At 72.9% G+C, this 18,493-nt stretch carries 20 protein-coding genes; 9 read left to right on the top strand and 11 right to left on the bottom strand.

Annotated elements, in window-relative coordinates:
* Together SJY07_RS15310 and SJY07_RS15305 are read left to right on the top strand one after the other, a co-directional pair.
* Positions 1 to 1,038: a zinc-dependent alcohol dehydrogenase family protein gene (locus SJY07_RS15310; RefSeq protein WP_380160271.1), complete on the top strand. Its 1,038-nt coding sequence runs from the start codon at positions 1 to 3 to the stop codon at positions 1,036 to 1,038.
* Positions 1,039 to 1,082: 44 nt separating this feature from the next.
* The gene (locus tag SJY07_RS15305; protein WP_328293380.1) at positions 1,083 to 2,963 is read left to right on the top strand and encodes a cation:proton antiporter; all 1,881 of its coding nucleotides are present in this window, start codon (positions 1,083 to 1,085) and stop codon (positions 2,961 to 2,963) included.
* A 27-nt stretch (positions 2,964 to 2,990) separates the two neighbouring features.
* Here the strand turns inward: SJY07_RS15305 and SJY07_RS15300 are convergent, their stop codons facing one another.
* Positions 2,991 to 3,686, bottom strand: a complete 696-nt coding sequence (locus tag SJY07_RS15300; RefSeq protein ID WP_380160268.1) for a cytochrome b/b6 domain-containing protein — start codon at positions 3,684 to 3,686, stop codon at positions 2,991 to 2,993.
* The gene (locus SJY07_RS15295; protein ID WP_380160266.1) at positions 3,673 to 4,449 is read right to left on the bottom strand and encodes a molybdopterin-dependent oxidoreductase; all 777 of its coding nucleotides are present in this window, start codon (positions 4,447 to 4,449) and stop codon (positions 3,673 to 3,675) included. The genes SJY07_RS15300 and SJY07_RS15295 overlap by 14 nt, the downstream gene beginning before the upstream one ends.
* A gap of 45 nt (positions 4,450 to 4,494) precedes the next feature.
* On the opposite strand from SJY07_RS15295, the gene SJY07_RS15290 reads away from it, so the two are divergent.
* From SJY07_RS15290 to SJY07_RS15280, 3 genes are read left to right on the top strand one after another with little or no spacing between them, the layout of a single operon-like run.
* Positions 4,495 to 4,701, top strand: a complete 207-nt coding sequence (locus tag SJY07_RS15290; protein WP_328293383.1) for a hypothetical protein — start codon at positions 4,495 to 4,497, stop codon at positions 4,699 to 4,701.
* A gap of 10 nt (positions 4,702 to 4,711) precedes the next feature.
* Positions 4,712 to 4,834, top strand: a complete 123-nt coding sequence (locus SJY07_RS15285; RefSeq protein WP_328293384.1) for a hypothetical protein — start codon at positions 4,712 to 4,714, stop codon at positions 4,832 to 4,834.
* A complete protein-coding gene (locus SJY07_RS15280; protein ID WP_380160264.1) occupies positions 4,831 to 5,469 on the top strand; it encodes a hypothetical protein in 639 nt (212 codons plus the stop codon). The genes SJY07_RS15285 and SJY07_RS15280 overlap by 4 nt, the downstream gene beginning before the upstream one ends.
* Here the strand turns inward: SJY07_RS15280 and cls are convergent.
* The 4 genes from cls to SJY07_RS15260 form a co-directional block, all read right to left on the bottom strand.
* A complete protein-coding gene (gene cls / locus SJY07_RS15275; protein WP_328293386.1) occupies positions 5,429 to 6,904 on the bottom strand; it encodes a cardiolipin synthase in 1,476 nt (491 codons plus the stop codon). The two genes, SJY07_RS15280 and cls, sit on opposite strands and share 41 nt — an antisense overlap.
* Positions 6,904 to 7,554 (bottom strand): VOC family protein, encoded by a 651-nt coding sequence (locus tag SJY07_RS15270; protein ID WP_328293387.1) that lies wholly within the window; start codon positions 7,552 to 7,554, stop codon positions 6,904 to 6,906. Before SJY07_RS15270 ends, cls begins: the two co-directional genes overlap by 1 nt.
* A 5-nt stretch (positions 7,555 to 7,559) precedes the next feature.
* A complete protein-coding gene (locus tag SJY07_RS15265) occupies positions 7,560 to 8,591 on the bottom strand; it encodes a 2-dehydropantoate 2-reductase N-terminal domain-containing protein (protein WP_328293388.1) in 1,032 nt (343 codons plus the stop codon).
* A gap of 265 nt (positions 8,592 to 8,856) precedes the next feature.
* Positions 8,857 to 10,080, bottom strand: a complete 1,224-nt coding sequence (locus SJY07_RS15260) for an IS110 family transposase (protein WP_380160261.1) — start codon at positions 10,078 to 10,080, stop codon at positions 8,857 to 8,859.
* A gap of 404 nt (positions 10,081 to 10,484) precedes the next feature.
* Between SJY07_RS15260 and SJY07_RS15255 the strand changes: the two genes are divergently transcribed.
* The 4 genes from SJY07_RS15255 to SJY07_RS15240 all read left to right on the top strand — a co-directional run bounded on the left by SJY07_RS15255 (position 10,485) and on the right by SJY07_RS15240 (position 14,462).
* On the top strand, positions 10,485 to 11,144 hold the full coding sequence (locus tag SJY07_RS15255) for a class I SAM-dependent methyltransferase (RefSeq protein WP_328293389.1): 660 nt from the start codon (positions 10,485 to 10,487) through the stop codon (positions 11,142 to 11,144).
* A gap of 14 nt (positions 11,145 to 11,158) precedes the next feature.
* Complete coding sequence (locus tag SJY07_RS15250; protein ID WP_380160259.1) at positions 11,159 to 11,641, top strand: cyclase/dehydrase; 483 nt, start codon at positions 11,159 to 11,161, stop codon at positions 11,639 to 11,641.
* Complete coding sequence (locus SJY07_RS15245; RefSeq protein WP_380160257.1) at positions 11,638 to 12,243, top strand: DJ-1/PfpI family protein; 606 nt, start codon at positions 11,638 to 11,640, stop codon at positions 12,241 to 12,243. Before SJY07_RS15250 ends, SJY07_RS15245 begins: the two co-directional genes overlap by 4 nt.
* Before the next feature lie 74 nt (positions 12,244 to 12,317).
* A complete protein-coding gene (locus SJY07_RS15240; RefSeq protein WP_380160255.1) occupies positions 12,318 to 14,462 on the top strand; it encodes a RecQ family ATP-dependent DNA helicase in 2,145 nt (714 codons plus the stop codon).
* A gap of 3 nt (positions 14,463 to 14,465) precedes the next feature.
* Here SJY07_RS15240 and SJY07_RS15235 read toward each other — a convergent pair whose 3' ends face one another.
* Genes SJY07_RS15235 through SJY07_RS15215 form a run of 5 tightly spaced genes read right to left on the bottom strand, consistent with a single transcriptional unit; the run spans position 14,466 to position 18,460 of the window.
* On the bottom strand, positions 14,466 to 14,825 hold the full coding sequence (locus tag SJY07_RS15235; protein ID WP_380160253.1) for an HIT domain-containing protein: 360 nt from the start codon (positions 14,823 to 14,825) through the stop codon (positions 14,466 to 14,468).
* Positions 14,826 to 14,844: 19 nt separating this feature from the next.
* Entirely contained in the window at positions 14,845 to 15,270 is a 426-nt protein-coding gene (locus SJY07_RS15230; RefSeq protein WP_380160251.1) for a hypothetical protein, read from the bottom strand.
* Positions 15,271 to 15,302: 32 nt separating this feature from the next.
* On the bottom strand, positions 15,303 to 16,616 hold the full coding sequence (locus SJY07_RS15225; RefSeq protein WP_380160249.1) for an aminoglycoside phosphotransferase family protein: 1,314 nt from the start codon (positions 16,614 to 16,616) through the stop codon (positions 15,303 to 15,305).
* 3 nt (positions 16,617 to 16,619) lie between these two features.
* The gene (locus SJY07_RS15220) at positions 16,620 to 17,234 is read right to left on the bottom strand and encodes a class I SAM-dependent methyltransferase (protein ID WP_380160247.1); all 615 of its coding nucleotides are present in this window, start codon (positions 17,232 to 17,234) and stop codon (positions 16,620 to 16,622) included.
* Between the two features lie 14 nt (positions 17,235 to 17,248).
* The gene (locus SJY07_RS15215; protein WP_380160245.1) at positions 17,249 to 18,460 is read right to left on the bottom strand and encodes an MFS transporter; all 1,212 of its coding nucleotides are present in this window, start codon (positions 18,458 to 18,460) and stop codon (positions 17,249 to 17,251) included.
* Between the last annotated feature and the right edge of the window lie 33 nt (positions 18,461 to 18,493).

The following is an 18,493-nucleotide window of genomic DNA, read 5'->3' as shown; positions in this document are numbered from 1 at the left end:
GTGCGCGCGGTCCTGATCGAGGAGTTCGGCGGGACCCCCCGCCTCGCCACCGTCGACGACCCCACCCCGGCACCGCACGGGGTGGTCGTCGCCGTCGAGGCGACCGGGGTGTGCCGCAGCGACTGGCACGCCTGGCAGGGCCACGACGACGACGTGACGCTGCCGCACGTCCCCGGTCACGAGCTCGCCGGCCGGATCGTCGCCGTGGGCGCGGACGTGCGGAACTGGGCGGTCGGCGACCGGGTGACCACCCCGTTCGTCACCGCCTGCGGGCGCTGCCCGGAGTGCGCGGCCGGGCACCAGCAGGTGTGCCGCGCGCAGACCCAGCCGGGGTTCACCGGCTGGGGGTCCTTCGCCGAACTCGTCGCGCTCGACCACGCCGACGTGAACCTCGTCGCGCTGCCCGAGGGGTTCTCCGCCGCGACCGCCGCGGCCCTGGGCTGCCGGGTCGCGACGGCCTTCCGCGCCGTCAGCGACGTCGCGCGGGTGCGACCGGGCGAGTTCGTCGCCGTCCACGGCGCGGGCGGGGTCGGCCTGTCGGCCGTCGCGATCGCCGCCGCGGCGGGTGCCCGGGTCATCGCCGTCGACCCCTCCCCCGCCGCACGCGACCTGGCGCTCGCGTTCGGTGCCGAGCACGCCGTCGCGGACAGCTCCGCAGACAGCGTGGTGCGAACCGTTCGCGACCTGACCGACGGCGGAGCCCACGTCTCGATCGACGCCGTGGGCCTGCCCGTGACGTGCGAGAACTCCGTCCGGTCCCTGCGCCGTCGCGGTCGTCACGTCCAGATCGGGCTGCTGCCCGCCGCAGCGGGGAAACCCTCCGTCCCGATGGACCTCGTGATCGCCGGCGAGCTCCAGGTCCTCGGCAGCCACGGGATGGCCGCCCACGACTACCCGCGCCTGCTCGCCCTCGTGAGTTCCGGCCGGTTCCCCCTCGCCGAGCTCGTCACCCGCGAACTGCCCCTCGAGGCCGGTCCGCGCGCCCTCGCCGAGGTCGGCGCCGCGACCACCGCGGGGATCACCGTCCTGCGCCCCTGAGCGCAGCCCACCACCCACCGGTCGGGGGGTCGTAGGGTCCGCTCGTGGAGATCGCGATCGCGCTCGTGGCGCTGACCGTCGGGGTGTGCCTGGTGTCGGCGGTCTGCGACCGCTTCGGCTGGCCGACCCCCCTCGTCCTCGTCGTGGTCGGCGCCGTCGTCTCGCTGGTGCCGGCCGTCCCGGACTTCAGCCTCGGCTCTGAGGTCGTCCTCAACGGGTTACTGCCCCCGCTGCTCTACGCGGCGACGGCCAGCACGTCACTGGTCGACTTCACCCGCAACAAGACGGCGACGGTCCTGCTGTCGGTGGTGCTCGTCGTGTTCACCACCCTCGCGGTGGGGTGGACGACGTCGCTGCTGCTGCCGGGGGTCGCCCTCGCGGCGTGCATGGCGCTGGGGGCCGTCGTCGCCCCGCCGGACGCCGTCGCCGCGAGCGCCATCGGCCGCCGCCTGGGGTTGCCCCGCCGGGTCGCCACCCTCCTCGAGGAGGAGAGCCTCCTCAACGACGCCTCCGCCCTCATCGCCCTCGCCGCGGCGACGTCCGCCCTCACCACCGAGCTCTCCCCGCTGCACATCGGGGGCGAGTTCCTGCTCGCCGTCGTCGGCGCGGTGCTCATCGGCGGGGTCGTCGCCGCCGTCCTGGCCCTGGTGCGGACCCGGATCCGCAACCCCGTCCTGGACACCGCGGTCTCCTTCGTCGCGCCCTACCTCGCCTTCCTGCCCGCCGAGGCGCTGCACGTGTCGGGCGTCCTCTCCGTCGTGGTGACGGGGCTGGCGATGGCGCACGTCTCGCCGACGGTGCAGACGGCCGCGTCCCGGGTCGCGGAGACGCTGAACTGGCGGACGGTGGCGTTCCTGCTGGAGAACGCGGTCTTCGTGCTCATCGGTCTGCAGTTCCCGCTGCTGCTGCGCGGAGCCGCCGACAGCGGGTTCTCCGGTGGTCGCATCCTGCTGGTCTGCCTCGGTGTGCTCGTCGCGACGATCGCGGCCCGGTTCGTGTTCGTCTTCGCCTCCGCCGGGGTCTTCCACGCCGTGCCGCACCTGCGCCCGAAGGCCTGGTCGCCGGGGATCTCGCTGCTGCTGTCCTGGGCCGGCATGCGCGGGGTCGTCACCCTCGCCGCCGCGCAGCTCATCCCCGAGGACGTCGAGGGCCGCGACGTCCTGCTCCTCGCCGCGTTCGCCGTCGTCGTCGGGACCCTGCTCGTGCAGGGCCTCAGCCTGCCCTGGGTGGTGCGCCGCGTCGGACTGCCCGCACCGGACCCCGCGGAGGACGCCCTGCAGGCCGCGGCCCTGGGCGACGCGGCCGCCCAGGCCGGGATGCGGCGGTTGGACGAACTGCTCACCGGGGAGGAACCCCGGCACGTGGTGATGCAGCTGCGCGGCCGCTCGAAGTCGCGCTCGCACGCCGCCTGGGAACGCCTCGGCCGGCCGTTGTCGGACTCGATGACCCCGTCGGCGGTCTACCACCGCCTCCGCCTGGAGATGCTCGCCGCCGAGCGCACCATCGTCGTCACCGCCCGCGACCGCGGCACCGCGGAACCGGAGGTGCTGCAGCGGGCGCTCGCGGACGTCGACTTCGAGGAGGCCCTGCTGGACCGCCTCGAGGACCTCGAACCCCTCGCCCTCGACCGCCGGCTCGCCCCGCGCGGTGACGGCGGCTGCGCCCACCTGCGCACCGGGTGCTCGCGCGACGAGGCGACCGAGCGCTACGGCGAGCCGCCGACCGAGTGCGCGGAGTGCGTCGCGGCCGGGGTGGCCTGGGTCCACCTGCGGACCTGCCTGGCCTGCGGGTACACCGGGTGCTGCGACTCCTCCGAGCTGCGGCACGCCCGGGCCCACTTCGGCGAGAGCGCGCACCCCGCCATGGTCAGCGCCGAACCGGGCGAGGCGTGGCGGTGGTGCTGGGTGGACGAACTCCTCGGCTGACGCGAGGTCAGGGTCGGGCGACAGGTGTCAGTGGTCGCGCGAGGTGCTCGAGGGTGGGTCCGGGACGAGCGGTGGCTCCCCGGCGAGTTCGCGCGCCCAGGCGCCGTGCTCGCGGCGGGCCCAGCGCAACGGCACCCGCCCGGTACGCATACCCGTCATCGCGTGCGGGTCGCGCAGGGCCATCGCGACGTGTCCGACCGCGAGCAGTCCGAAGGCCAGCGCGAACCAGTCGTGGACGAAGGTCGCCCCGCTGCGCCAGGCGATGCCCGCCAGCTGCGGGAACCACATCGTGAGACCCGAGACGAGCAGGGCGGCGATCGAGCCGACCGAGAGCGCCGCGTTCGTCTTCTGCCCGGCGTTGAACTTCCCGACCTGGAGCGTTCCGTCCCGGCGGGTGCGACGGCGCAGCCAGGACCAGTCGCGCGCGGTCCAGCGGTTGAGCCGGCGGCCGTCCTCGCGGTAGCTGCGGAAGACGACGCCCACGAGCAGCGGAACGGGCAACGCGAACCCGGTGTAGACGTGGACGTGCTCCACCAGCCCACGATGGCCGACCGCGACGGCGAGGGTTCCGTCGTAGAGCACCGCGGCACTGAGGACGCAGACGATCGTGAACACCGCGGTCGCCCCGTGGACCCACCGGGTGGGAGCCGCGAAACGCGGGAGCACCCGGCCGCGTTCGAGGTCGTCGACACCGGGAGCGGCGCCGGCCTCAGGTCCGTTCATCGATCTCACGTCCGTTCGAGGAACCCACGAAACCGTCGACGTCGTAGCCGCGTTGCTCCCAGTACCCCGGCTGCACCTGCGCGGTCACCTCGATCCCTTCGAGCCACTTCAGGCTCTTGTAGCCGTACATCGGGGCGACGTAGAGGCGGACGGGGCCGCCGTGGTCGTGGGTCACGTCCGCACCGAGCATCCGCAGGGCCACGATGCAGTCGGCCGACCGGGCCTGTTCCAGGGTGAGGCTCTCGGTGTACGTCCCGTCGAACGACGTCAGACGCAGGGCGGTGCCGGCCTCCTGGACGCCGACCGCCTCCAGCAGCACCGAGACACGCACGCCACTCCACGCCACCTGCGGCACCCGCCACCCGGTGACGCACTGGAAGTCACGCACCACCTCAACCTGCGGCATGGCTCGAAGATCGGCCACCGTGAGTTCGAGCGGGCGCTCGACGAGACCCGAGACGTGCAACCGGTAGGACGCCTCGTCGCGCACCGGCGCACTGGCCGTCACGGAGTAGAAGCGGAAGGTGTTTCCCACCGGCAGCAGCGACAGCAGTCCGGTCGGGTCGCGGTTCTGCAGCGGAGCCAGCACGCGCAGGGCGAGGTCCTGGGCGCGGGTGCCGGTGACCACCCCCAGCGCCCCGAGCCCCAGCAGTCCCAGCGCGATCCGGCGGCCCACCGGCGCACCGTCCCGGTCGGACACCACGGTTTCCGCCGCACCGGTCCTCACCGGCGGGCCCCGGTGCACCCGCTTCCACGGCGTCATGACGGAAACCTACCCCGCTTTGTTGAATGCTGTAGCGTCGCGGAGATGAGCCGAATCGTGGGGACCATCGTGGGGATCGTCATCACCGCCGCCGGGGTCCTCTTCACCCTGCAGGGTCTGGACGTGCTCGGTGGATCGGGAATGAGCGGCAAGACGCTCTGGGCGGTGCTCGGCCCGATCATCGCGATCGTCGGGTTGGTCCTCGTCGTCCGCAGCGCTCGCCGCCGGACCGTGCGCGACGACCTCCGCTGAACGTCCCTCGATGGACCGGCTGACCAGGAACACCACCTCCTCCACCGTGGTCCCCGACGTCCCGGAGCCGCTCGACACCCAGCTCGACCCGTTGCACGACAACCGGACCGGCGTCGTGGAGCGCGCCGGGTGAAGCTCTACGCCGACCGTCGCGCCCGCCGGAACCGGCAGCTCACAGCCGACCTGCTGTGGTTGCTGGCCGTGCTGGCGAGCGTCCTCGCCGGAACCACCGTGCACGGGGTCATCGCCGGTGCCGTCGACCCCGCACGGCAGTTCTCCGCGGGTTCGAGCGACCTCGCGGACCGTCTCACCGCCGCCGGGCGGACCGCCGCGCGGACCCCGCTGATCGGCGACGACCTCGCCGGGGTCCTGGACCGCTCGGCCGACAGCGCCACCTCGCTCGCCGGTGCCGCCGATGCGCAGATCGAGTCCGTCCTGCACGTGGCGACGCTGCTCGGTGTGCTGACCGCTCTGCTGCCGATCCTGTGCGTCACGGCGGTCCGCCTGGCCCAACGCCTCCGGTGGGCGCGACGTGCGCGCGAGGCCGGGCGGCTCGCCGGCACCCGTGGCGGCGACCGCGTCCTGGCTCTGCGCGCTCTGGCGTCGAGCCCGCCGGACCGGTTGTTCGCCGTGCACGCGGATCCGGCCGCCGCCTGGCAGGGCCAGGACCCGGCGGCGGTGCGGGCGCTGGCCGACCTCGAACTGGCGAGGCTGGGACTGGACCGGCCTACTGCAGCGCCGACGTCAGGCGGGACAGGTTCTCCTTGATGACGTTCCAGCGCGGTCGCGCGAGCCACTGCTCGAGGGTGAGCTCCGTGCACTTCGCCCGGTACTCGTCCTGGACCCGGCGCAGGTCGTCGCAGAACTCCCGCCCGCACACCATCAGCGTGAGTTCCAGGTCGAGCAGGAACGAGCGCATGTCCATGTTCGAGGAACCGATGACCGCGACCTCCTCGTCGACGGTCATGTGCTTGGCGTGCAGCACGTACGGCGCGGGGTAGCGGTGGATGCGGACCCCGGCGCGCAGCAGGTTCTCGTAGTAGGAGCACTCGGCGTAGTGGACGAGGGCCTGGTCGCCGAGTTCGGAGACGAACAGTTCGACGTCGACCCCGCGTTCGGCGGCCGTCGTGATGGCGGAGAGCATGGACTCGTCCGGCACGAAGTACGGACTGGTGATGGAGATGGTGCGCTGCGCGGAGTACAGCAGCGCGTTGAAGAGCTTCAGGTTGTTCTCGCCGTCGAACCCGGGGCCGCTGGGGACGACCTGGCACTCGAGGCGCCCGGGTGATCCGACCGGGGAGACCTCGGGTCGTTCGGTCTCCAGGAGTTCGTCGGTCTCGGAGTACCAGTCGGTGATGAACATGGCCTCGACCCCGGCGACGATCGGCCCTTCGAGGCGCACCATGAGGTCCTGCCACTGGAGTCCGCGCTTGAGGTTCCCGCGCTTGTTGTAGCTGCGGTCCAGCACGTTCTGCGACCCCATCCACGCGACGTCGCCGTCGATGACGAGGAGCTTCCGGTGGTTGCGCAGGTCGGGACGCTGGTACTTCAGCTTGTGCAGCTGGACCGGGAGCATCGGGTGCCACTCGACGCCGACGTCCTCGAGGAAGCGGATCGTGCGGCGGTAGCCGGGGTAGCGCAACGACCCCACGTGGTCGAGCAGCAACCGGACCTTGACCCCGCGCTCGACGGCGCGTTCGAGCGCGGTGAAGAACGGCTCGCTCGTGGGGTCCTTGGTCATGATGTAGAACTCGACGTGCACGTAGTCGCGAGCGCCGTCGATCGAGCGCGCCATCGCCCGGATCGCCTCGTCGTACTCCCCCTCGAGCTGGGCCTGGTTGCCGCCGACCAGCGGCATCGCCCCGAGGTTGCGGTTCAGCTCGACGATCCCGGTCAGCCACGGCGGCCACGGGTGGTCGGAGGAGACGAGGTCCATCCCCTTGGTCGAGGACAGGATGAGTTCGTTGATCTCCCGCTGCTTGCGGCGGCGCTTGCGGGGCAGCTTCGGGTTGCCGATGATCAGGAACGCCACGACCCCGATGTAGGGGATGAAGAAGATGGTCAGCAACCAGGCCAGGGCGGAACTCGGACGCCGGTTGACGGGGACCACGGCGATGGCGGTGAGGCGCACCACGAGGTCGACGACGAGCAGCGCGATGGCCGAGGCCGTGATCGAGGGGATCCAGCCGGGCAACCAGTCCATCAGATCTCGACGGTTCCGCGCGGGGTCTCGAAGCGGACCGAGCGCAGTCCCGTGCTGCGCGGTCCTCCGACGACGTCGAGCCAGGTGAAGTCGATGCGGTCGGCGCTGAAGTCCGGCGGCAGGCCGAGCCAGCCGCGGACCCGTTCGCGCTGGCCGGCGATGGTGAGCCCCGCCAGGCGGCTGCCGCCCGCGAGCGCGATGGCCGAGGGGTGCTGGGTGTCCGGCCCGTCCCACTCGATGAGCAGCGGCAGTTGCGGTTCCTCGCTGAGCGCGGGCGCACCGATCTGGTGCCAGCGCAGCTCGACCCCGTCGGGACGGCGCCGGACACCCTCCTCGGCGGTCTCGCCCAGGCGTTCCGCGAAGGAGGCCAGGTCCTCGACCACGACCGACCAGTTGAACCAGCCCCCGCCCTGCAGCGTCCGTTCGCGCACGGCCCGCCCGAAGAGCGCCTTCTCGGCGACGGGGTGGTCGAGGACCTCGACGACCTCGACGTAGCTGCCCCCGGACAGCGGCAGGACGACGTTGCGGGTGCCGAAGCGGGGGTGGGGACCCCCGTCGACGACGCGCACGCCGAGTCGCGCCGCCAGGGACCTGGCGGTCTCCTGCAGCCCCTCGGGGCCCGCGGCGAAGCCGACGTGGTCGACGCGCATGGGGCTCACCCTCTCAGGTGGGTCCCGGTGGCAGCCGCCTGGTCCCCCCCGACGCTCGCCACGAGCGCCTTGACGTCCTGCACCCCGAAGGCCCTGGGCCCGAGGCCTCCCCGCACGGAGGCGTCGGCCAGGACCTGCAACGCCTCGTTGACCGGTGTCGCCACCCCGTGCTCGCGACCGAGCCGGACGACCTCGCCGTTGAGCCAGTCGGTCTCGACGGAGCCCCCGCGGTGCAGGCTCTGCCAGCTGGAGGACCCGAGCCGTTCGCTGCCCGCGACGGGGGCCGTGTGGAAGCCGATCTCGGCGAGTTCCGGCAGGGCCTCGGCCCGGCCCAGCGGTGGCGTTCCCGCGGCCTCCAGGACCCGGAGCCCTTCCGCCCGGGCCTCCTCCCGCAACGCGTCGCTGCCGTCCTCGGGACGGCAGACGGCGTCGAGGGCGTTGCCGGTGTTGTCGATGAGCTTGCCGCGCTTCGCGGCCATCACGTCGTCGCTGACGATCGTCGCGAACCCGGCGCCGGCCAGGTCGGCGGCGATCTGCTCGACGAGCTCGTCCCGACCGCGGGGGTAGCGACCGAGGACGAAACCACCGGACACCGGGGCCCCCTCGGAGCTGACGACGCCCGGTTCGAGGTGCGTCGCGGGCAGGAACACGCAGACGCCGACGACCCGGCGGAACCACCGCAGGGCCAGCCGTTCCCCCTCGACGCCGTTCTGCGCGCAGACGATCGGCAGCTCGTGCCCGGCGGTGGAGTCACCGACCGGGGCGGCCGCCCAGTCGGCGAGCAGACCGGCGGCGTCCTGGACCTTGACGGCCAGCACCAGCACGTCGTCGGGGGTGAGGACGACGTCGGCCGGTGAGTTGGCCACAGGGGCGTTGAGCTCCACCGGACCCGTGGGGGTGAGGAGTCGCAACCCCTTCTCCCGCAACCTGTCCGCGTGGGACCCACGGGCGACCAGGACGACCTCGTGACCGTGTTGGCCGAGTCGTCCACCGATCGTCCCGCCGATCGCTCCTGCCCCGATCACGACGTAGCGCACCCAGGCAGTGAAGCACCGACTTCCGGCACCGGCTCCCCGACCCCACGAGCTCGCCCACCGGTGGGCGCCGGTGGGGGCGTTCACGCCCCGGACCTCCTCGACCGGAGCGCCGGCCGCGACGGTGCCGCGCAGCAGCAGGGGCTGCCCCGAGGAACGTCGCGGCGGCAGCCGGAGGTGGCCCGTGGTGGGGCGGGAGGCGAGGCCGCCCGGCGCCTCGAGCCGCTCGGTGACGGCGAGGCGGCGGGGGGTGTCCCTATGGTCTTCGTCAAGCGGCGATAGCCAGTCCGGCCGCGACAGCGGCCGGACCCGGTCGGTAGGGCTGCTTGTCCCGGAGGATCGCGAAGAGGACATCGACCCGACGTCGGGCCAGGCAGATCAGGGCCGCGTTGTGACGGCGCCCGTGGGCCCGTTTGCGGTCGTAGTAGGCCCGACTATCGGGGTCGGACAGTGCGGCAAACGCTGAGAGGAACAGGGCATTCTTCAGTGCGTGGTTACCGCGTTGAGAGTGACTCTCGCCCCTGATAGACGTGCCTGAACTTCTGGTCACCGGCGCCAGCCCGGCGTAGGAGGCCAGGTGCGCAGCGGTCGGGAACGCGGAACCGTCGCCGACGATGGTGAGGATCTTGATGGCGGTCCTGAACCCGAGACCAGGCATCGAGGTCAGGACCCCGGCAAGAGGGTGGGCCTCCAGGCGGACCTCGAGATCCTCGGCGAGTTCCTTCCGCTCGATGCCGACCTGACGCAGCTGGGAGGCGACGCCGGTGATGATCCGACCGAACGCTGCCGTGCCGGGAACGGTGACGCTCTGCTCGGCCAGTGCGGTGAGGATCTTTGCCGGAAGAGTCTTCGCCAGTCGCGGGGATCGCGGGCGCATGACCTCGCGGATTCCGTCCTCGCCGAGGGCAGCGATCGCCTCCGGCGTCCCGGTGGTGGCGAGGAGGTCGATGACTCCACCACGATCGATGTGTTTGCCCAGCAGTCGCTCTAACGCCGGGTGGACGTGCAGGAGCGCGTCTCGGAGCCGGTTGGTGAGTCGGGTGGACTGCTGGTTCAGGTCGTCGTCGTAGCCGGCCAGGACGGACAGGTCGGCCAGGGTTTCATCATCGGTCCCGACCCGCCGCAGCGTCCGCGGGTGGGACAAGGCGGCGTCAGCGATGACGTAGGCATCGCGGGCGTCGGTCTTGGACTGTCCGGGGTGCAGGTCAGCCAGGCGGCGCATCGTGAGGCCCGGCAGGTAGGCGATGTCGATGTTCATCGCCCGGGCGACGGCGATCGCCAGAGCGCCGATCGAGGCGGGCTGGTCGATGACGACCAGGACCCTCCCGTGGGTCTGGAGCTTGGTGAACACCGCGCGCAGTTCGGCTTCGTCGTTGGTGAGGGCCTTGTCGTGCAGGCGCTGACCGTCGAGGTCGAGGGCGCAGGCGTGGTGGAAGCTCTTGCCGACGTCGATGCCGCAGAACACCTCGTAGGGGCGTTCGGTTCGTGCCACCCGCTGACCTCCGTGTCGTCGTCCCTGATCCAGCGGCAGGCCGACGGAGACACCCGCGTCAGCAGCCACGTTACGAACAGCGATGACGATCTTGCAGGTCCCTATGAGCGATCGCCGGCGTCCGCCGCCGCCGGTGACAACACCCCCCAGATCATGGGTGCACAGGGGAAGTCAGTCATGCCGGCGGCGGTGGCCTGCCACCCCTTGCGGGGTGATCAAGAAGGTAACGGGGGGGCGGCCGCGCTGCTGTCCCGTGCGACCAGCAGCAGCGCGACGACGGGTCGTCGACCCGTGCTCGGACCGCGGCTCGTGCGCGACGGAGGTCACGGTGGCCGATCGGTGACGGCGAGCCGCCCCTCGACCGGTGCGGGCGTGCTTGACTGCCTCCCCACGAGGGAGGTCCGGTGCGGGGTTTCGGAGGGATCGTCCTGCGCGGGTGCGACGCGTGGATGCGCGAGCACCCCTGGGACCACAACGCCCACCACCACCGGTGGATCCTGCGCCGGTTGCCCGGGCCGGTGGGCCGGGCCCTCGACGTGGGCTGCGGGACCGGCGAGTTCGCCCGTCGGCTCGCGGGCAGCGCCCGCCACGTCGACGCCGTCGACCGCGACGCACGGGTCGTCGCGACGGCCCGTGCACTCACCTCCGGCCTCCCCGTCGACCACCGCGTCCACTACCGCGTCGCGGACCTCGGGGACGCGGCCCTGGAACCCGGCTACGACGTCGTCACCGCCCTCGCCGTGCTGCACCACGTCCCCTTCGAACCCGCGCTGCGCCGGTTGCGCGAGCTCCTGGCCCCCGGCGGAACCCTCGTCGTCCTCGGCGTGTACCGGGAGGAGTCCCGCAGCGACGTCGCCCTCAGCCTGCTCGCCGTGCCGGCGAACCTCGTGGTGGGCTGGGTCAAGAACCTGCGGCAGCGTCGGGTCGCGGGTTCCGCCCCGACGGCTCCTGCGGTGTCGACCCTCACGCAGGTGCGGGCCGCCGCCGCTCGTCAGACCCCCGGGGCGGCGATCCGTCGACACCTGTTCTGGCGGTACTCCCTGGTGTTCTCGGCGCCCGCGTGAGGAGGGAGGGCCGGGTGACCCGGATCGAGGTGGTCACCGTCGTCGAGGCGGAACCCGGCGTCGTCTTCGACCTGGAGCTCGACGTCGACGTGCACGCGGCGTCGCTGGCCGGGAGTTCCGAGACCGCCTCGACGAGTTCCGGTCGACGGGTCCTGCAGCTGGGCGACGACGTGACGTTCTCCGCGCACCACCTCGGGGTGTGGTGGACGATGACGAGCCGGATCACCACCCACGAACGCCCGGGGTTCTTCGTCGACGAACAGGTCGACGGCCCGTTCGCCCGGATGCGGCACGAGCACCTGTTCGTGCGCGCGGGGCCGGGAAGAACCCTGATGCACGACCGGATGGACGTGGCGCTCCCCTGCGGCGCAGCCGGTTGTGTCGTCGCCCGGGTCGTCCTCGCGCCGTACCTCCGACGGCTCCTGCGGCGGCGGGGTCGCGCGGTCGCGCTCCTCGCGGCGGGTCCCGTCCCGCCGGGCGGCAGACTGGCGCCGTGACCACTGCTGCAGAGACGCGGAACATCGGCATCGTCCTCTTCGACGGTGTCGAGGAGCTCGACGCCGTCGGTCCCTGGGAGGTGCTCGCCTTCTGGGCGCGTGGTTTCCCCGACGACGGCTGGTCGGTGAGTTGCCTGTCGCGGACGGGGGGACCCGTGCGGTGCGCGAAGGGCCTGCTCGTCGGGGCGGACCACTCCTTCGCCGACGCCCCGCCGCTGGACGTCCTGCTCCACCCCGGGGGTCGCGGCACCCGCCCCCAGCTCGTCGACCCCGAGCACCTGGACTGGGTCCGCGCGCAGCGCGAGGCCGTCCCGCTGATGACGAGCGTCTGCACGGGGTCGCTGGTCTACGCGGCGGCGGGTCTGCTGCGCGGCCGCCCCGCCACGACGCACTGGGGTTCGCTGGACGTGCTGGCGGAGCTCGACCCGAGCATCGACGTGCGCCCCGACGACCGCTTCGTCGACGACGGTGACGTGATCACCTCCGCGGGGGTCTCGGCGGGCATCGACATGGCGCTGCACCTGGTGTCGCGCTTGGCCGGGGTCGAACGGGCGCGCGAGGTGCGGCGCGGGATCCAGTACGACCCGCAGCCGCCGGTCTGATCCCCGCCCCCCGGGCCCGGACACCTGTGGACGGCGGTGGGCCCGTGTCGGACGTCGGTGGCAGAGTCCTGCCCATGCCCGCCGCCACCGCCCCCTCCGCGACGACCCTCGACCGCACCGCCCTGCGCGCCGAGGCGGAGCAGGTGCTGCAGCGGCTCGTCGGCAGCCCCGACGCGCGGCTGCGCGAGGACCAGTGGACGGCGATCGAGGCCCTGGTGGCGGATCGTCGCCGCGCGCTCGTCGTGCAGCGCACCGGCTGGGGGAAGTCGGCGGTGTACTTCGTCGCGACGGCGCTGCTGCGCGCCCGCGGGGCCGGTCCGACGGTCATCGTCTCCCCCCTGCTGGCCCTGATGCGCAACCAGATCGCGGCCGCCGAACGGGCCGGGGTGCACGCGGTGACGGTGAACTCCACGAACGGCGAGGACTGGGGCCGGGTCTACGAGGACGTCCGCAACGGGGCGGTCGACGTCCTGCTCGTCTCCCCCGAGCGCCTCAACAACCCCGGTTTCCGCGACGAGGTCCTCCCGCCGCTGGCCGCCACGACGGGCCTGCTCGTCGTGGACGAGGCGCACTGCGTCTCCGACTGGGGCCACGACTTCCGACCGGACTACCGGCGGATCAGGACGTTGCTGGCGGACCTCCCCGAGGGCATCCCGGTCCTCGCGACGACGGCGACGGCGAACGAGCGCGTGACGGCCGACGTCGCCGAGCAGTTGTCGGTGACGGGGACGCGAACCCTCGAGGACGTCCTGGTCCTGCGGGGCTCCCTCGACCGCGAGTCGCTGCGGCTGGCCGTGGTGTCGATGCCCACGCACGCCCACCGCCTCGCGTGGCTGGTCCAGCACCTGCCGGAACTCCCGGGTTCCGGGATCATCTACGTGCTCACGGTGTCGGCGGCCGCGGACGTCGCGGCGCACCTGCGCGGGCACGGGATCGAGGCCGTGCCCTACACGGGGCAGACGGACCCGGCCGAGCGGTTGCAGGCCGAGGACGACCTGGTGAACGACCGCATCAAGGTGCTGGTCGCCACGAGCGCCCTGGGGATGGGTTTCGACAAGCCGGACCTCGGGTTCGTCGTGCACCTCGGGGCGCCGAGTTCCCCGATCGCCTACTACCAGCAGGTCGGGCGTGCAGGTCGTGGCATCGACAACGCCGAGGTCGTCCTGCTGCCGGGCGCCGAGGACCGCGACATCTGGCGCTACTTCGCCTCCATCGGCTTCCCCGCCGAGGACGACGTCCGGCTCGCGCTGAGCGTCCTCGGTGACGCCGGAACACCGATGTCCACCCCGGCCCTCGAGGCGCGGGTCACGCTGCGCCGCAACCGGTTGGAGATGATGCTCAAGGTCCTCGACGTGGACGGCGCGGTCAAGCGGGTTCGCGGTGGGTGGCAGGCGACGGGCGCGGAGTGGAACTACGACACCGAACGCTACGCCCGGGTCGCGCAGACCCGTGAGGTCGAGCAGCAGTCGATGATCGACTACGTCGCCACGACGGGGTGCCGGTTGGAGTTCCTGCGCCGCGCCCTCGACGACCCGGACGCCGCTGCCTGCGGACGCTGCGACAACTGCGGTGGGTTCCAGGTGTCGCGCGACGTCGACGAGAGCGCCGTCACCCGGGCCGGGGCCGACCTCGACCGGCCGGGGGTTCCGCTGGAACCGAAGAAGATGTGGCCCTCGGGCATGAAGGCCCTCGACGTCGCCGTGTCGGGGAAGATCGCACCGGCCGAACAGCCCGGTACCGGACGTGCGGTCGCCCGCACGACGGACCTCGGCTGGGGCAACGCCGTCCGCGAGCTCTTCGCCACCGGTGTTCCCGACGGCGAGACCCCCGTCCCGCTGCGGCACGCGGCCGCGGCGGTCCTGGACGACTGGGCCCGCGACCTGGCCCTCGACGGCATCGTGGCGCTGTGTTCCGCCTCGAGGCCCCAGCTCGTGGCTCACCTCGCCGACGGTCTGTCGCGCTACACCGGTCTCCCGGTCCTCGCGACGTTCCGCCTGCTGGACGACTCCCTGACCCGCAGCGACGTGAACTCCGCCCACCGCCTGTCCCAGGTCGCGCGACGGTTCGAACTCCCCGACGACGCCCCCGTCGCCGGCAAACGCGTCCTGCTCGTCGACGACCGCACCCGCAGCGGGTGGACGTTGACGGTCGCCGCCCGGCAGGTGCGTCGTGCGGGCGCGGACGCGGTGTACCCCTTCGTCCTCGGCGACGGTGAGTAGGGGTCAGTCCCGCAGCTGCCGTCCGGAGTGGACGTGCACGTGCAGGTGCTTGGAGTCCTGGTAGGTGCCGAGGTTGGTGAGGACCGCTGCGGCGCCCTCGCGGACCTCCACCTCCCGGGCGATCCGCTGCACGACGCGCAGGAGCGCACGGACCGTCGACTCGTCGGCGGCCGTGACCGTCGTGAAGGACGCGATGTGCCGTTTCGGGACGATCACGACGTGGGTCGGCCAGAACGGTCTCGTGTGGTGGAAGGCGAGGACCTCGTCGTCCTCGTGCACGACCCGGAGGGCCTGCGGGTCCGGCAGGGCGACGTCGCAGTAGAAGTCGTCGCCGGTGTAGTCCGTGCCCGAGCTGGTCGGCACGGGTCCTCCTCGGGTCGGGTCAGTCGGCCGTCGCCCGGACGGCGTCCTCGTACTGCCGCCGGTCGAAGGTGAACGGTCGCAGTTCGCGGTAGTCGGCGTCCAGGAACCCGTGACGGTAGTCGGACCAGGTGACCGTGTCGTCCTCGACCCGCACGACGGCGGAGAAGGGCCAGCACCCCGCCTCGCCGCAGGTGCAGCCCAGCAGGACGGTCCCCGAGCCCGCGGCGGGTTCCCCGAGGTAGTACCGGGAGGGCCAGCAGATCCCGGTCCCGGTCAGCCCGGCGTACCAGCCGGCCAGGGAGGGGTCCCCCCGCCGTCGGGCGGCCGGGAGTTCGACCTTGCGCAGCAGGGCCGCGAGGGGAACACCGCTGAGGAAGGGGGCGATCGAGGAGTGCAGACCCGTCGGGAACTGCTCCTCGAGGATCCGGAACTCGATCGTCTCCACCCCCGGACGCTACCTCCGGTGACGGCGATCGGTCAGCGCGTGGGTCCCGGCGCACGCTCGGCGACGGTCCGGCGCACGAACTCCACGACCTCCGGGGAGGGGAACACCCGCCGCGGGACGGCCAGGAACAGCCTGGTACCGAGCTCCAGGACGAGGACGTGCGGTCGCTCCGCGATCCCGCGGACGTCGACCCGGACGGTGTGCGACCTCGAGCCGCTCGCGGTCCGCACGTGCACACCGTCCTCGGCCACGACCAGCGCCAGGAACGGCGTTCGCAGCAGGGCGCCTCCGGCGAGCACGAGGACCAGGCCGATGAGCGACACCAGGAGACGACGACCGGCACTGGCCGCGAACGCGGCCCGGAACGCCTCGTCCAGTTCGTACCGCTCGGGAACCCGGTCGAGGAGGACGGGCAGGACCGGGGAAGAACTCACGGAACCACGGTAGGCGCTCCCGGTGGGCCCACCACCGGGCTGCGCCTGCGAGAACTCGGTGAGGAGCCGGCGGCACCGGACCGGGTCCTCGGTCAGCCCCGCTCCCAGTGCCCACGCCCAGTACTGCACGGTGCGCGCGACCAGCCAGCGGCGCGCTCGTCCCGGGTCGAGGTCACCGGCGGTCACGAAGGCGTCGAACACCTCCGGCAACTCCCCCTCACCGGGGCACCCGTCGACGCTGCGCAGCAGGAACTCCGGGAGGGAGCGTTCCGGGTCTCCCGCCACCGGCCGGGGGTCCACCGCGACGAAACCCCCGCCGGGGCGGTGCAGGACGTTCTCCGGGGTGAGGTCGGCGTGCACGAGAACGGGTTCCCCGCGCCCGCGCGCCAGTTCCCCGGCGCACCTCGCGGCCTCGTCCCGCCACACCCCCGGGATCGACTCGTCCGGCACACCCCGGCACTCCGTCGCGATGGCCCGTGCCTGCCCGGAGGTCGTGGGCAACCCGGGCGGTGGACGGACGGCGAGCCGACGGACGAGCCGGCCCGCCACGCGGGCGGCCTCCACCGGCGGCAGGTCGAGCAGTGACCGCGCAGGGTCGAGGCGTTCGAGCAGCAGCGCCCCCCGGTCCTCGTCGGCCGCGACCAGCCGCACCGCACCGTCACCGTCCCAGGCCTCGAGGGCCGCCACGACCCCCGGTTCCGGCGGGGCGAGCCGCAGCGCCATCCGTTCCCCACCCCGTCGGACGGGGACGACCGCCGCGTGGGCTCCGTGGCGCACCGGTTCCCCGTCCTCGACGGTGAGGTGCCAGCGTTCGCTCACCCCGGCCAGCAGGGACGGCAACCCGGACAACCACCGTGCGCCCGCTCCACCGGCGAACAACGGGCTCCCGAGGAGACCCGCGGGGACGTCCACGGGTCAGACCGCTCGCGCGGCGACCACGGCGTGCGGACGCCGTCTGCCCTCCTGGCCCCGCTGCGCCCGCTCCACCTCCTCGAACCCAGCCGCGCTCAGTCGGCGGACGAACTCGTCAATGGGCCACCGGTGGGCGGTGATCACGGTGTGCGCGAACGGTTCGCACACCTCGCCGTCGAAGAACCCGACGACCAGCGAACCTCCCGGCGTCAGCATCCGGCGGAGCTGAGCGAGGACCGTGTCGAGGTCGGCGGGTTCGACGTGGATCAGCGAGTACCAGGCGAGGACGCCGGCGACCGTCCCGTCGGGCCGGTCGAGCCCGGTCAGCGAACCCACCTCGAACGCGACCCCGGGGTAGGTCGCGCGGGCGTGGGCGACGAACTCCGGCACCAGGTCGATCCCCGTCACGTCGGCCCCGGCCGCGTGCAGGTGTTCGTGCAGGTGGGCGGTCAGGTGCCCCGGGCCGCACCCGAGGTCGAGGACCGGCCCGCGGCGACGCCCCAGGTGTCGCTCGATCAGCCGGAGGTCGTCGGGGTGCACGACGTCCATGGTTCCCAGGGTCTCGACGTAGCGGTCGGCGAGCGCCGAGTACGCGCGCTGGACGACGTCGGGGTTCACCGGGCGGAGCCTACTCAGGCCTCGGCGCGGCGGCGGGTCCACGCGAGCGAGGTGGACACCAGGCTCAGGACCGCGAGGGCGGCGACGCCCACGAGCACCGCCTCGGGGTTCCAGACCTGCGCGAGGGCCTGGATCACCACCGGAGCCGCGAACCCCACGTAGGTCAGGGCGTAGAACACGGCTGTCGCCACCGCTGCGTGCTGGTCCGGCACGAGGGCCTGGACCAGTCGGAGCCCGCTGACCAGGAGCAGGCCGTAGGCGGAGCCGAGGACCACCGCCGTGGCGACCAGCAGGGCCACCGACCCGGTCGCGACCGTGACGGTGGCGACCAGCATGCCCACGACCACCGCGAGGACCCCGACCCGGAACGGCGTGGCGGGAGATCGTCGCTCGAGACGTTGCGCCAGCGGCTGGACGAGGATGCCCGCGCCGAGCGTCGTGGCGGCGATCACCCCGCTGCCGACCGCACCGTAGCCACCGAGCGGCACCAGGACGGGCAGTGCCGCCAGGGCCGTGGTCGCGGCCCCGAACACCCACGGTGCGGTGGTGACGATGGCGAACAGGAACAGCCGCCCGCCCAGCACGGTGCGCAGACCGGGTCCGGGGATCGTGCCGGCGCTCGGTCGGGCGGCCGGCGGTTCCGGCGTTCCGCGCAGCGCCAGCAGGGCCGCCCCGACGAGCACCACGTGGAGCAGGTAGGCCACGGGGCGGGGCGCCGGGAACCACTGGACGACGATCCCGGAGACGAGTGGCCCCAGGGCGAACCCACCGGTGAGCGCGCTCGCGGCCCGGCGGGCACCGGCGGCCCCGGAGCCCGCGTCGTCGGAGAGCCGCCGGATCCAGGCGGTGGCCGGGGCCAGTGCGGCACCGGCGCTGACCCCGACCAGCACCCGGCCGGCGAGGATGCCGGCGAAGTCGTTGCCGGACAAGAGGATCACCAGGGTTCCCACGGCGGACAGGACGAGTCCGGAACCCAGCACGGCCCGTCGTCCCCACCGGTCGGAGAGCCGGGCCAGCACCAGCAACGCCGGGATCAGCCCCAGCGCGTAGGCGCCGTACAGCGTGGTCACCTGCACCTGGCTCAGATCGCCCCGGTAGGTCTGGAGCAGGGAGGCGAACATGTTCGCGCCCCAGGCGACGACCAGCGCCCCGAACGCGGGGCGCCGCCAGGCACCCGGCCCGAGCGGCTGGACGGCGGTCGAGGAACCGGGCGTGTCGAGGGTCACGACGACGAGACTAGACGCGACTAGACCGGTCGT

Origin of the sequence: Kineococcus sp. R86509, assembly GCF_042466365.1 — a bacterium.
In the GTDB taxonomy this organism is placed as follows: Bacteria; Actinomycetota; Actinomycetes; order Actinomycetales; family Kineococcaceae; genus Kineococcus.
The sequence above is the reverse complement of the archived record's forward strand: the minus strand, read 5'-3'. Positions and strand labels throughout refer to the sequence as shown.